General features: G+C 59.1%; 10 protein-coding genes. 5 read left to right on the top strand and 5 right to left on the bottom strand.

Annotated elements, in window-relative coordinates; translation table 11 throughout:
- Positions 1 to 30: 30 nt before the first annotated feature.
- Positions 31 to 1002 (top strand): AraC family transcriptional regulator, encoded by a 972-nt coding sequence (locus ACOYXH_RS09960; protein WP_258709762.1) that lies wholly within the window; start codon positions 31 to 33, stop codon positions 1000 to 1002.
- 525 nt (positions 1003 to 1527) lie between these two features.
- Here ACOYXH_RS09960 and ACOYXH_RS09955 read toward each other — a convergent pair.
- Positions 1528 to 3447: a tyrosine-protein phosphatase gene (locus ACOYXH_RS09955; RefSeq protein ID WP_460410620.1), complete on the bottom strand. Its 1920-nt coding sequence runs from the start codon at positions 3445 to 3447 to the stop codon at positions 1528 to 1530.
- 556 nt (positions 3448 to 4003) lie between these two features.
- Between ACOYXH_RS09955 and ACOYXH_RS09950 the strand changes: the two genes are divergently transcribed.
- Positions 4004 to 5515 carry an EAL domain-containing protein gene (locus tag ACOYXH_RS09950; protein ID WP_245398049.1) on the top strand — a complete coding sequence of 504 codons (1512 nt, stop codon included), beginning with the start codon at positions 4004 to 4006 and terminating at the stop codon, positions 5513 to 5515.
- A 63-nt stretch (positions 5516 to 5578) separates the two neighbouring features.
- On the opposite strand, the gene ACOYXH_RS09945 is transcribed toward ACOYXH_RS09950, so the two are convergent.
- A complete protein-coding gene (locus ACOYXH_RS09945; RefSeq protein ID WP_460064332.1) occupies positions 5579 to 5845 on the bottom strand; it encodes a hypothetical protein in 267 nt (88 codons plus the stop codon).
- A 142-nt stretch (positions 5846 to 5987) separates the two neighbouring features.
- Between ACOYXH_RS09945 and tspO the strand changes: the two genes are divergently transcribed.
- Both tspO and ACOYXH_RS09935 read left to right on the top strand, forming a co-directional pair.
- Positions 5988 to 6428, top strand: a complete 441-nt coding sequence (gene tspO / locus ACOYXH_RS09940) for a tryptophan-rich sensory protein TspO (protein WP_007916213.1) — start codon at positions 5988 to 5990, stop codon at positions 6426 to 6428.
- The gene (locus ACOYXH_RS09935; protein WP_460410619.1) at positions 6428 to 7426 is read left to right on the top strand and encodes an alpha/beta hydrolase; all 999 of its coding nucleotides are present in this window, start codon (positions 6428 to 6430) and stop codon (positions 7424 to 7426) included. The genes tspO and ACOYXH_RS09935 overlap by 1 nt, the downstream gene beginning before the upstream one ends.
- Here ACOYXH_RS09935 and ACOYXH_RS09930 read toward each other — a convergent pair.
- Together ACOYXH_RS09930 and ACOYXH_RS09925 are read right to left on the bottom strand one after the other, a co-directional pair.
- Positions 7398 to 7706, bottom strand: a complete 309-nt coding sequence (locus tag ACOYXH_RS09930) for a hypothetical protein (RefSeq protein ID WP_095126413.1) — start codon at positions 7704 to 7706, stop codon at positions 7398 to 7400. The two genes, ACOYXH_RS09935 and ACOYXH_RS09930, sit on opposite strands and share 29 nt — an antisense overlap.
- Before the next feature lie 41 nt (positions 7707 to 7747).
- Positions 7748 to 7942, bottom strand: coding sequence for a hypothetical protein (locus ACOYXH_RS09925; RefSeq protein WP_093433302.1), 195 nt, complete (start codon positions 7940 to 7942; stop codon positions 7748 to 7750).
- Between the two features lie 235 nt (positions 7943 to 8177).
- Between ACOYXH_RS09925 and ACOYXH_RS09920 the strand changes: the two genes are divergently transcribed.
- Complete coding sequence (locus ACOYXH_RS09920) at positions 8178 to 10037, top strand: ABC transporter ATP-binding protein (RefSeq protein ID WP_095126457.1); 1860 nt, start codon at positions 8178 to 8180, stop codon at positions 10035 to 10037.
- Between the two features lie 284 nt (positions 10038 to 10321).
- On the opposite strand, the gene ACOYXH_RS09915 is transcribed toward ACOYXH_RS09920, so the two are convergent.
- The gene (locus ACOYXH_RS09915) at positions 10322 to 13405 is read right to left on the bottom strand and encodes an autotransporter outer membrane beta-barrel domain-containing protein (RefSeq protein ID WP_460410618.1); all 3084 of its coding nucleotides are present in this window, start codon (positions 13403 to 13405) and stop codon (positions 10322 to 10324) included.
- Positions 13406 to 13477: the final 72 nt, after the last annotated feature.

The raw sequence follows: 13477 nt of genomic DNA, 5'->3' as shown, positions 1-13477 counted from the left end.
CTAGAGCCCCCAACCGAAGGTGCCGCCAAGGTGTTTCCGACTCCCGTTCGCCAGCCAATCATCCTGCGCTCCGACAATCTCCGTTCCGATGACTTCGGCGCGCTGTTCTCCCGATTCTTCGGCAACCGTTATTCCGACTCCCCGCCGCTGCCGTCGAACATCATTATCGGCGGCGTTTACGGGCGGCACGATGGCGTCAGTTTCCGGCGCATGCATTACCACGGCGATTTCAGCGTTTCGTTTCCCGATCCGCAGGATGAGATCACGTTTGTGATCCCTACGGCGGGCAAGATTGTCTTCAACCACGCGACCGAGTCCATCGGTGTGACGCATGTGGGCCTGGCGGTTGATAAGGCCGACATTCGTACGATGCGCTTTGTTGATGATCATGCGCATCACGGCATGTCGATCAATCGTCATCAACTCACTGAGCGGTTGTCGATGCTGTTGGATAAACCGATTCTGCAGAAGATCGTTTTTGCACCCAGCGTGGACCTGAACACCGCAGCGTTTCAGGGGATTCGGGCGTTGATTGATCTGGCCACGGGGACGGAGTTTGATTTGTTGCTCAACAGCGGGACGCTGATGCCGTCGCGGTTGCGCGAGATGTTGGTTGATGCGGTGCTGGAGGCTTGGCCGCACAATTTTTCCGAGGCGTTGCAGCGGCCGGCGCCGATGGTTGCGCCACGGCATGTGAAGTTGGCGGTGGAGTTTATTCAGGCGCATCCGGAGCAGTTGGTCAGTGGTGTGGATCTGGCGCGGTTGAGCCATGTCAGTCAGCGCGCGTTGCAGGAGGGATTTCGGCGGTTTGTCGGGATGTCGATTGTGGCGTATCAGCGGCAGGTGCGGCTGGAGCGGGCTTATGATGCTTTGAAGCGGCGGGGTTCGGGGTCGGTGACGGAGGTGGCGTTGCGGTTTGGGTTTAGTAATGTGGGGCGGTTTTGTCAGTATTTTCAGGGGGCTTTTGGGGTGAGTCCAGCGGAGTTTCGGGCTCGGGGGTGATTGGGTAACAGGTTTGCAAGGTAACGTGTGGTGAGAAGATTTAGCTAAACGTCGCACCGCGCCGATGGGTCGCTAAGCGTGGGGATGGCACGCCGGCGCGGTTGATCGAGGAGTGGGCGCGGAGGCGTTTGACCGAGTTGGCCAGTTGATTTTGCGGTAACGGCTTTCCCCTCACCCTCACCCTAGCCCTCTCCCCAAGGAGAGGGGACCGAGCCGGGGATATTGAAGATCTACACCGAACTGAGAGTCTTGCTTTGAATCCATAATCGCCTTGATCTTTCAGGTCGATGAATGACGCAAGACGCCTCGGTCAGTCCCCTCTCCCTTCGGGAGAGGGTTAGGGTGAGGGGCTTTTGATTGGCTGCTATTGGATGGAATCAAATTTGTGGGAGCGAGCTTGCTCGCGAAGGCGCTGGGTCAGTTGATGTTGATGTTGACTGGTCTGGCGCTTTCGCGAGCAGGCTCGCTCCCACATTGGTTTTTTGGGGGGGGTTTATTGGGGTCATCCTTGATCCCGTGTGTCTTTTAGAAGGCGTAGCTGGCCTTGAGGCCGCCGTTGAAGCCGTGGCTGTCGCCACCGCCATTGGCGCCGACTTCTGCGCCGAGGCTGAGGGCGCCGAGGCTGGCCATGAGGTTGACGCCGCCGCTGAACTGGTCGCGATTATCAAACGCGGCGCGTTGTTCGATGTCGAGGCCCAGCAGGCGGCTTTGGCTGTCGACCTGGTTGTCGCCCAGTGTGCGTTCGTAACCCACTTGCACGCCCGGCACCAGTTGCCATGCGCCCATCGCCACCGGGGCGAAGGCGACGTTGAGGTTGGCGACAGCGCTGCGGTGGGTGGCGGTGTTGTCGTCGACGTCGAGCGCCAGTTCGCTGCCCTTCTCTTTGAAGCCGTTCAGGTCGAGGTGGCTGATGCGGAAACCGAGGCTCGGTTCGAAAGTCATGCCGTTGAGCGGGGCGCGGTAGCCGAGGGCTGCGGTGGCGCCGGTGAGGTTACCGTGGGTATCGCCCTTCGCGGTGCCGAGGCCGCCGCCGAGGTCGCGTTTGCTGTCGTAGTCGACGTAGCCGGCGCTGGCGTTGGCGTCGAGGAACAGGCCTTGTTCAAGGCTGGTGAAACCGTAGCGGGCGCCGATGTTGAGGAAGGTGAAGTCGGTATCGGCTTCACCACCCGCGCCACCGACCGTGCCTTTGCTGTAGCCGAAGCCGCCGCGTGCACTGAGTTGTTCGCTGAAGCGCTGGGTGATGCCGACCATCAGGCCTTGGCTGTGTTCGTTGCTGCTCTCGGCGTGGGCCGAGCCGTCGGTGCCGAGGTAGCCGGCGAGCGCGGTGGTCCAGAGGCGATATTGGCCGACCTTGAGGTCAGTGCCGCTGGCGAATGGTGCAGCGGCTTGTTCGATCATTGCGTTTTGGCGCAGCAGGTAGCTGGCGGCGTCGGCGTGAACCTGGCCGCCGACCTGGGATTCGACACCGCCGAGGGTGCCGGCATCAATGGCCGATTGCAGGTAGTAGTTGTAGGCGCTGTAGGTGCCGGACAGGTTGCTGTTCTGCAATTGGCGAAGCAGTTCGGCGCCAGCGGCGGCGTTGCCGATCAGCCCGGCCTGACCCGGCAGGCTGTTGTATTCGACCAGTTTGCCGCGCAGGACGTAAATGGTTTCCTGCGACAGACCGAGACCTTGTTTGAGGTAGTTGTCCATGCTGCCGTATTGCGCGGTGACTTCGTCGAGGCCGGCCTGCAGGTAGCTGGCCTGCACGCCGAGCAGCGGCTCGTAGATCGCGGCCATGCTCGGCGGCAGCGCTTTGAGCGTGGCGGCGACGCGGGCGGCGGTGTAGTCGTTGGTGGCGAGGTAATTGGCCATGATGGTCGCGTTGTCGACCCCGGCGATGCTCTGCAACACGGCGGCGGTCCAGCCGGTGCGGTCCTTGCCGGCGGTGCAGTGGAACAGTTGCGCGGCGTCGACGCTGGCGAGTTCATTGAACAGCTTGCCGAACTGGCCGCGCATGCCGGCGTCACTGACAAAGGCGCGGTTGGTCTGTTCCATCATGGCGAAGGCGTCGGCGGCGCTTTTAAAGGAGATGTTAGTGATGTTCGCGCCGGAGGTGGTGCTGCCAATGATGTCGATGTTCTGGTAGGTCGCGCCGCTCAGCATTGTGTCGGGGGTCACGGCGATTTCGCTGGGAGTGCGCAAGTCGTAAACGGCTTTGATGCCGAGGCTGTTGAGGGTCGCCAGGTCAGAGGCCGTTGGAGTTACGGCGTTGGCGCGGTAGAACACGCCAGCGCGCATCGTGCCATCGTGTGCGGTGGAATACGCGGTGGTGGTGCCGGCAACATCGCGGAAATTGTCCATGCCTTGCAGGCGCGGCGTGTCGAGCAACACGGACTCGGCAGCATGGGCGGCGGCGATGGACAGGCTCAGTACGGACAGCGAACACAGAAGACGTTGAAACACAGTGCAGCCTCATTTCGGTTAGCGTAGGGCTGCCTACTATCTGCACTGAACTGACACGAAATATGACAAATTCGCGTAGCACGAAAATGCCTGCGCGAATGGGCCGTGGGGTGCGTGAATTGTCCATCGGGTCGGATGGTGGAGTTTGAGCGGCGACACTCTAGGAGCTCGGGATTGCTGGATATCCTGAATTTGACACAAATTTTGTAGGAGTGAGCCTGCTCGCGATAGCGGTGGGTCATTTAGCAATGATGTGGCAGATAGACCGCGATCGCGAGCAGGCTCACTCCTACAGGGTTCTTTGGGCTACTGGAGATCTGTGGTTTGCCACAAACCTGTGGGAGCAAGCCACAGGGATTGAAGGCCGGCATTGGAATAGTTGATCTACAACAATATCCGCCGATCCCGGCGGCGGTATTCTGAACGGGCTGAAAACAGCCGTGCTGTGCGCACGTCACAGGCCTTGTGGCCAAGGTGGCGCTAAATGAACAAAAAACGCATTGTCTGGGGGAGCATTCTCCTGGGCCTTCCGTGTGTCTTGCTTCCGGTACTTTTGATGGGTTATGTCGCCTGGATGTTGAATCTGGTGGCTGCGCAGCAACGTCTGGAAACCCTCGCGGCGGTGGCCTCCAGCCGCGCCAATGGCACCTTCAGCGAAGCGGCCGGTGCGTTGAAGAGCGTCGCCGGTTCGAACCTCGCCCCCTGCACGCCCGAGAGCATCGACGAGATGCGACTGCTGACCATCAACACCCTGTCAGTGAAGTCGATCGGTTACGTCGAAGAAGAGATTTACGCCTGCGGTTCGTGGGGTACGGTCGGCCAGCATGCGACGCCGTGGCAGGAAGACTTCATCACCTCCGACGGCGTGCGCGTATCCCTCGGTGTGCAGTCGCGCATCGTCGCGGCCAAGCCGATGATGGCGCTGCAATACGCCGCGTTCAATGTGCTGGTCGATCCCCAGCAGTTCCTGCATGTAACGCTCGATGAGGATCTGCATCTGGCCGTCGGCACCGCTGCCGGGCAACTGGTCAGCGCCTCGCGCCCCGGCGCGGAACACTTTCTCGCTCGGGTGCATTCGGGTCCGCACTCGGGGCTGGACGACGGCTACCTCTACACCCTCGTGCACAGCGGCGACTGGGTCGCCATCGCCGCGCTGTCACGCCATGAGTTGATGCAGGGCTTGGTTCGCCGGGAAATGCTGATGCTGCCCATCGGCGGTTTACTCGCCGGCCTGCTGGTGTTGCTGATCGTGCGCCGCACTCGCCAACGCCTGTCGCCGCTGGCCGAATTGCAACTGGCGGTGCGTAATCGCGAGTTCGTCGTTCACTATCAACCGATTATTCGCTTGGACGACGGCGCCTGCGTCGGCGCTGAGGCACTGGTGCGTTGGCAGCACCCGGACGGTACGCGGGTCTGCCCCGATGCGTTTATCCCACTGGCCGAGCACAGCGGTTTGATTCTGCCGATCACCGATCAAGTGATTGACCACGTGATGGACGACCTCGGTCCGCTGCTGGTCAAGGAACGCAGTCTGCACGTGGCAATCAACCTGGCGGCGAAAGACGTCAGCAGCGGCCGCTTCCTGCCGAAACTGGAGGCCGCGCTGGACCGGGCCAACGTGCAGCAGCATCAGATTTGGCTGGAGGCAACAGAGCGCGGTTTTGTAGAGATCGACGCCGCTCGGGCCACGGTCAACCATGCCCGCGAGCTGGGTTATTTAGCGGCCATCGACGATTTCGGCACCGGGTTTTCCAGCCTACAGCATTTGCAGCAACTGCCGCTGGATGTGCTGAAGATCGACAAGTCGTTCGTCGACAATATCGATCAGGATGCCGCGACCGGCACCGTGACCGGCCACATCATCGAAATGGCCAAGAGTTTACGTTTGCAGATCGTTGCTGAAGGTATCGAGACCGAAGCGCAGCGCGATTACTTGCGCCGTCAGGGTGTGCAGTTTGGGCAGGGTTGGCTTTTTGCCAAGGCGATGCCGGCGGAGGAGTTTTTACGGTTCTATCGAGAGTGCGCGCAAGTGGAGCACGATGCGCAGGAAGCAGCGATGCCGGTTTAAGCGCGCATAAACACGAGGGCAAACCCATCTTCGGCGGCGCGATGGGTTTGCCGTCAGCCTGCTTCAGTTGGTCTGGCTGACAACCTCAATGTCCGTAATCCCTACTCGCTCGGCGTGTTCAAGAATCTGCTCGGGCGTTGAATCCGCTGTAGGCATGATCAAGCCGTTTTCCGCATCGCCCAGATGCAATTCCAGCAGATGCATCGCAGCCTCATGCTCGGGCAACTGCTGCTCCTTGAGTTCAAGCAGAAAAGTCCGAGGCTCGCCGTTGAATAGATATTTGATGTGATAGGTGTACATGATGTCATCCACGTCAGTAGGAAGAGGCACTAATTATCCTGACGCGGCGGTCAGTTTTTAGTTCAAATTGAATCGCCTCTCTGACCAATCTGGAATTCATGGCAAACTTTTTCCTTGCCGAGGCGTCCCTTTCTTAAACCCCCAACCGGCTGATTTCAGCCAAGGACTGGCGATGACCTTCTTCATTTTTCTTCTGGCCTGCGCAGCAGCGGCAACCACAGGCGTGATGTTCAAACCGGGGCCGTGGTACGAAGGGCTGAACAAACCCGGTTTCACCCCGCCGAACTGGGCGTTCCCGGTGGCCTGGACGATTATCTACCTGCTGCTGGCCTGGGCCGGTTACCGTTTGAGCCTGATCCCCGGCAGCCAGACCGTGCTGGCGCTATGGGCGGCGCAGATTGCGCTGAACACGCTGTGGACGCCGGTGTTCTTCGGTGCGCATCAGGTGCTGGCGGCGATGGTGATTCTCACCGTGTTGTGGCTGGTGGTCGCGGCGATGGTGGTGCTGGCGATACAACTGGACCTGATCACTGGCTTGATCCTGTTTCCTTATCTGGCGTGGCTGTGTGTGGCGGCGGCGTTGAATTTTTCCATCCTGATCAAGAACCGCTGATGAGCAGTGCCAATCGGGGCAGTGCAACGCCATGGCCGCAGGGCGAGCGCGAGTTGGCGCAGGTGCGCGCCTTCAACAGGAAGCTGGCCTGGCTGCCGCGTTTCAAGATCCGCAACCGCCTGACGCCACGCTTGATTCAGGCGCTGTTGCGTGTCAGTCAGATCGGCGGCTCCGGCGTGTTGGGCAAATTTGGCCTGACAGCTGAGCGCCGACTGATCGATAAAGTGCCCGTGCGGATCATCCGCCCCAAGGGCCCGGCGAAAGGCGTGGTGCTGGATTTTCACGGTGGCGGCTGGGTGATCGGCAACGCGCAAATGGACGACAACTTCAACGCGGCCATCGTCGACAGCTGCCAGGTCACCGTGGTCTCGGTGGATTATCGACTGGCGGTGTCCACGCCCATCGAAGGACTGCTGGAAGATTGCCTCAACGCCACTCGCTGGTTATTGCACGAGGAGGAGTTTGCCGGGCTGCCCGTCGTGGTGGTCGGTGAATCGGCGGGCGGTCATCTGGCGGCGGCGACCCTGTTGGCGCTGAAACAATGGCCCGATCTGCTGCAAAGAATTAGCGGCGCACTGCTGTACTACGGCGTCTACGACCTGACCGGCACGCCAAGTGTGCGCAGCGCGCCTGCCGACACGCTGGTGCTGGACGGCCCCGGCATGGTCGAGGCGTTACGCTTGCTGACGCCTGAGCTGACTGACGAGCAGCGCCGACAGCCACCGCTCTCTCCGCTGTACGGCGACTTCGCCGGTTTCCCGCCCGCGCTGCTGTTTGCCGGCGAACTCGATCCACTACGCGACGACACCCTCGACATCGCCAGGCGCTGGGCACAATCGGCGCGGGTCGAAATGTATATGTTGCCCGACTCGCCGCATGGCTTTATCCACTTTCCCACGGCCATCGCCGAGGGTGTGCTGGCGTACAGTCGGCAATGGATTTCGGCGCACATTGAGGCCGTTGCGGTACCTATCGGAACTTCCCACTCCAACGCTTGAACGCCCGCCGCCCGCGCAAAACACCCCAGCACAACCACAGCCCCGCGCCAGTCGAGGCAATGAAAACGGCAATGGTCATCAGCAGATAAAAACCGAAGCGCCACGGCTGTTGATCGAAGACCAAGTGCTCGCGGACTTTGGAAACGCCCCGCCCCGTCGTGACGTCGAACTGCCCAAGGGTGCCGGCGTTGTGCAACTGTTCAGCGCAGGCCAACGTCACAATCAGACAAAACAGCGCACCGATGCAACAGTAAATGCGAATTCGATAATTCGGGATCACGTACGTTTTTCCTCTCCGTGGAAGGCTGACGATCACCACGCTCAGGCGATATAGAAGAAGTACAGCGCCAAGCCAAGCAACTGCATGAGCAGCAGAATGGAAAGCAAATGATTACAGCCCTTCCAGACGTTGCTCACCGGTTTGTTTCTGGCGACTCGGTAACGCAGGTAACTGTCGAGCGAAAGCGACGCCGTGGGGATCAACACGAACAAAAACGTCAAAAAGAAATTAAACATTTCCTTTGTCCATCGACTCCCAACATGAAACCGGATTTGTTCGCTGCATCGCGCGCTGCTCAAGTCGTCTGAGCAAACAGCTTAGCTGATCGGCATGCCCCCGGAATCCGTGGGGTTCTCCGCCGCAGTGATCCCGGGCAACGACACTCGATGGGGACAAGTCGGTGACATGCAAACCCGCAACACCGCGATTCAATGGCAGAATCCCCTGACCCTGATGATTTCGGAGACCACAATGCTGCGCGTGTTTGAACAACGGCTCGACCCATTTCCTCCCGACGAAGCACCGCCTCCGCCCGTCGGCCTGATGCGGTTCCTGTGGGCCTGCACGCGCGGTGCACGCGGTTATATCCTCGCGCTGGCGCTGCTCAGTGCCGGCGTGTCGATCTACGAAGCCTGGCTGTTTTCCTTTCTCGGCCAGGTCGTCGATCTGCTCTCGACGTGGCAGGCCGGCGGTGGAGTCAACGCGCAGGAAAGTCGTGTGCTGTGGGGCATCGGTATTGTGCTGTTTATCAGCATCGGGCTGGTGGCGCTGCGCACCATGGTTCAGCACCAGATCCTCGCGATCAATCTGCCGTTGCGGCTGCGCTGGGACTTCCATCGGTTGATGCTGCGGCAAAGCCTTTCGTTCTTTTCCGATGAGTTCTCCGGACGGGTCACGACCAAGGTCATGCAGACCGCACTGGCCGTGCGCGAAGTGTTGTTCACCCTCATCGAAATCGCACCGGGCATCGGCGTTTACTTCATTGCGATCATCGCCCTGGCCGGCGGCTTTGCCCTGAAACTGATGCTGCCGTTCATTATCTGGGTCGCGTTGTTCGGGTTGGCCATGGTGTACTTTGTGCCGCGTCTGGGTCAGGTCGGTCAGGAGCAGGCTGATGCGCGATCGTCGATGACCGGGCGCATTGCCGACGCCTACACCAACATCACCACGGTAAAACTGTTCTCGCACTCCAAGCGTGAAGCGCACTTCGCACGCGCGGCGATGGAGGATTTCAAACTCACCGGGTTCCGCCAGATGCGTCTGGTCAGCCAGTTCGAGATCGTCAATCAGACGCTGGTGGTCGGGCTGATTATCGGTGCCGGCGGCTATGCCCTGTGGCTGTGGCATCTGGGTCAGGTCGGCACCGGCGCGGTGGCGGCGATTACCGCCATGGCGCTGCGCATCAACGGCATGTCGCACTGGATCATGTGGCAGATGACGTCGCTGTTCGAAAACATCGGCACCGTGCAGGACGGTATGGCCACCCTCACCCGTGGCCCCAAAGTGCAGGACGCACCGAACGCCGGCGTGCTGGTGCCGGCGGGCGGCGCGGTGACGTTCGACAAGGTGAACTTCAACTACAACGGCGAACGTCAGGTCCTCGACAACTTGAGCCTGAGCATCCGCGCTGGCGAGAAAATCGGCCTGGTCGGCCGCTCCGGTGCGGGCAAATCGACGCTGATCAATCTGCTGCTGCGCTTTTATGATGTCGACAGCGGTGAAATCCGCATCGACGGCCAAAACATCGCGCACGTGACGCAAGACAGTCTGCGCAGCGCCATCGGCATGGTCACCCAAGACACGTCGCTGCTGCACCGCTCGATTCGCGACAACATCGCCTACGGCCGCCCGGACGCCACCGACGAAGATATCCGCCGCGCCGCCGCGAACGCGCAGGCCGACGGCTTCATCAGCCAACTGAGCGACAAGCAAGGCCACAGCGGCTACGACACGCTGGTCGGCGAGCGCGGCATCAAACTCTCCGGCGGCCAGCGCCAACGCATCGCCATCGCCCGAGTGATGCTGAAGAACGCGCCGATCCTGCTGCTCGACGAAGCCACCAGTGCGCTGGACTCGGAAGTCGAAGTCGCCATCCAGGAAAGCCTCGATGAAATGATGCAGGGCAAAACCGTGATCGCGATTGCCCATCGGCTGTCGACGATTGCGGCGATGGATCGACTGATTGTCATGGATGAGGGGCGGATTATCGAGCAAGGGACGCACACTGAGTTGCTGAGCAGAAACGGTATTTATGCGCGGCTCTGGCAGCATCAGAGTGGTGGGTTTCTGGGTGAGGATCAGGGCGTGGCGACGGCGATGGATCAGGCTTGAGGGTGTGGGGCTGAGTGGGGAGCAGTCGCTTGTGAGCGACTGCTATCGGCCATTATCGGAAAGTGGTCTAAACGTCCAATGGCCAACAAAAACGTCAATTGCATATTAGTCATTTGCCCCAATTGCCTCAGGTGCGCTTACTTTCCTGGGAAGGAATCGTTTCTTGTTTGAAATAACGAAATGAACCTGCCGATTGTCATCAACAAAAATACAAACGAACAAGACCCGAATTCAAAGATCCGGGTCCTGTTCGCTTTATCTGAAACTGCCTTCAGGAGAGGCTTTTACCAAGCGTAGCGGTAGCCGAGGTTCACCGAATAAGGCTGTTCGATACCATCGCCTTTGGTGTACTCCGCGTCGATGAAGAACTTGTGCTTCTCGGCGGTTTGCAGGATTACCCCGCCACCGATTTCCGCCCGCGAACCTGGCAATTTGCTGTCCAGGCTTACATCGTTGACGCTCACGTGGCTGTCACCGGCATGCTCGGTAATCCACGATGCTTTGGCGTATGGCTGCACAGTCATACCGTTATCCAGCTTCATGTTACGACCGAACAGGCTGCCAACTCGGCTCTGAACAGAAGTAACGGCATCCTGTTCGACTTTCAAGCCATTGCTTGCGGTGTAATCGCCACTGCCCACACGGAACGCTTGCAGTTCCAGTTGTGGCTCAACGAACCAGCCTTGTCCAAGATCGATTTGCTTGCCAACTTCTACACTCGCCGCTACTGCGTGATTCTTGTATTTACCGTCGACCTTCTGGCCCATATTGCTGGTGATATCGACCTTGTTGTCCAAGTGGGTGTATTTCAGCACGCTGTCAACGTACACGCCGTTTTGGTCGATGTAGGTTGCATAGGTGCCGAGCATGGCGCTGTCGATGTGGCCTTTGCTGCCTTCGCCGAAGTTCTGACGAGCCTCACCTTGTCCGGCCATACCGCCGAGGTACAGCTTGCCGTTGTAGAAAGGAATGGCCTTGTCGGCGCCGATCTCGAAACCGTTGACCTGCTGCTCAAAGGCACGGCTGGAACCTGTATCGATGCGCTGCTCCTTGCCGAAGCCACGTGTCCACAGACCGCCCTCATCATTACCCATACGCAACTCGCCCAGTCGTTTGGTCAAGGCGTTCATCTGCGCACCGATGAGTCCCGTGGCCGCCGCCTGTTGAGCGATGGCAGCGTTCGCGCCCTTACTCAGGTTCTCTGGTTGAGGATTGCTGATAATGGGTTCAATGGGCGCAACGATGTCTCCGGCACCGCCAGCGGTATCACCCACTGGCTCCTCGCCACCGCCCGCATCCTGTGCAGTACCAGCCAGGTACCAGTCATCGCCACGCTGTTCGAGGCCATAACGGAAGGCACCCACGTCGACTTTGCCGCCGTACAAATCGAACTTGCCCGCGCCGCCGTTGGTATCCACCAGCATCAGTGCACCACCTTGGGCCTGGTGGCCGGAATCGGCAACGATCAGCGTGTGCTCCCCGTCAACTTGTCCTTCAACCTTGAGCAAGTCGCCTTGCAGCGTTGCCAGGTCAGTGTTGAGCAAGAAGCTGCCATTGCCGCTCAAATTGCCCACCGTCAGCGTTTTGAACAAGCCGTTGGCGTGGTCGAAATTGACACGGCCGTCGTTCAACGAAAGAGCACCCAACGAAGAGTCGCCAGTCATTGTCCAGGCGCTTCCACTGTTTACACCCAGTTTATCCAGCCATTGCGCTGCACCTTGCCAGGTCGAACCATTTTCAAGGTTGATGCTGCTGTCTAGCGTGTGATCATGATCGATCGACACGTCGCCTTTCAGTCGCGACCCATTGGTGGCGGCCAGTGTCATACGTTCGATTTTCTTGCCGCTAGTCTCCACGCTGCGGGAGCCCATCAAGATGTTGCCTTCAATCGTTGAACCGTCAGCGGTCACATCAACACCGGCGAGAACCCCTCCCTTGATGGCATAGTCATTGGAGCTGACCAGGCTGTTTTTGAGATGAACGCTATGCTGGCCCGATGTCAGAGCGGCGATCCCGACAGCGGTCGTGCCATTGACCACAACACGTGAGTCTTCGAGGCTCAACGATGAACTGACGTCCGTGCCTACATAGACACCGTAGCTGCCATTACCATTGAGAGCGATATCGACATTCTTACCGATGACAGTACCCCCAGATGCAGAGTAGAGACCGATGCCGCCGTGCTCACCGTGGATGCGGACATTATCGAACGTTGCTTTCCCGCCATCGATTTTGCTGCTCCAGAGGCCGTGTTCCCCTAAATCCACTTCACTGTTAGTCAAGTTGAGGGTTGAGCCTGCAGATGCCCGGAGCATAGGTCCTGATCCGTCGCTGGTGATCTTCACATTGTTCGCATTGACCACACCTCCCTGTTTGGCCGAGATGGCAGTGGCCGTTGAGTGCAGGTTTGACGACTCAACATTCACCGTCCCTCCAACATCAGCAAATACGGCTTCGGCGTTAGAGTTGATGTCCATGTTCTTGACATCAACGGTCGCCCCTTGGGATGCCTGAGCACCATAGGCGTACCCTGATCCGGTGGTGGTTATGCTGCCGCCGTCCAGACTTATGTAAGCCCCCTCTCCTGAGGCCAGCGCTCCACGACTGTTGCCCCCTGAAGTACTGATCGCAATATCGTCCGCCACCACCGTCCCGCCTGCGGTGGCGTATATTCCATAGCCCCTGCTATTGGTGGTTTCAATGGAGCCTCCGCGAACGTTGACGTTGCTGGTCCCCGTTGTTGCAATTCCATACCCGTTGGCTCCGAGGGTAACGATATCGAGATTGCTGACATCAGCCGTCGCATTCGTCACGAGCAGGCCCGAACCTGTGCTATTGATCTGCACATTGTTACCACTTAGCTGGCTTGCTTCTTTGATATCCAACGCGACGCTGTTGCCCAGCGTAGCGACCTCGGTGTTTTGAAGGTTTACCTTAGAGCCACCAGACGCCACCAACCCAGGCGTATTGGCCATGAGGGAATTCACGGTCATGCCGATCAAGTTCAGCGTGGAGCTGGTTTCTACCAGCACAGCGCCCAAGCCAGTGCCTGAAGTGCTGAGAATACCGTTGCTCCAAGTCGCATCACCGACATTCATAACCCGCAATGCAGGGTTGTTGTCACCTGATGTCACCATTTTCCCGGTACCGTTATAGATCGTACCGTCGACGAGCACACCAGTGGCGTGCCCCATGCTGGAAAAGGCCAACAACAAGCTGGCAGACAACGTGCTCAAGGGAAAAGCCGGGGCTCTTGAAGATAAGCGCGCAACGCTGTTTCGCGATTTTAGTTCGCCAGACGCCGACTCCGACGGCACCGTAAAATAGGTGCACGTGCGATTCCATATAGTTCGGTAGATGCTGTTCATAAATCTCTCATTCATTGATTTTTTTCAGGACAGGCTTAAACAAGCCGGCGCTCGAAAGTCACTGGGGAGAGA

It is taken from the genome of Pseudomonas sp. Mb7 (genome assembly GCF_054790525.1).
Note: the sequence above shows the minus strand (reverse complement) of the source record. Positions and strands in the feature narration are given on the sequence as shown.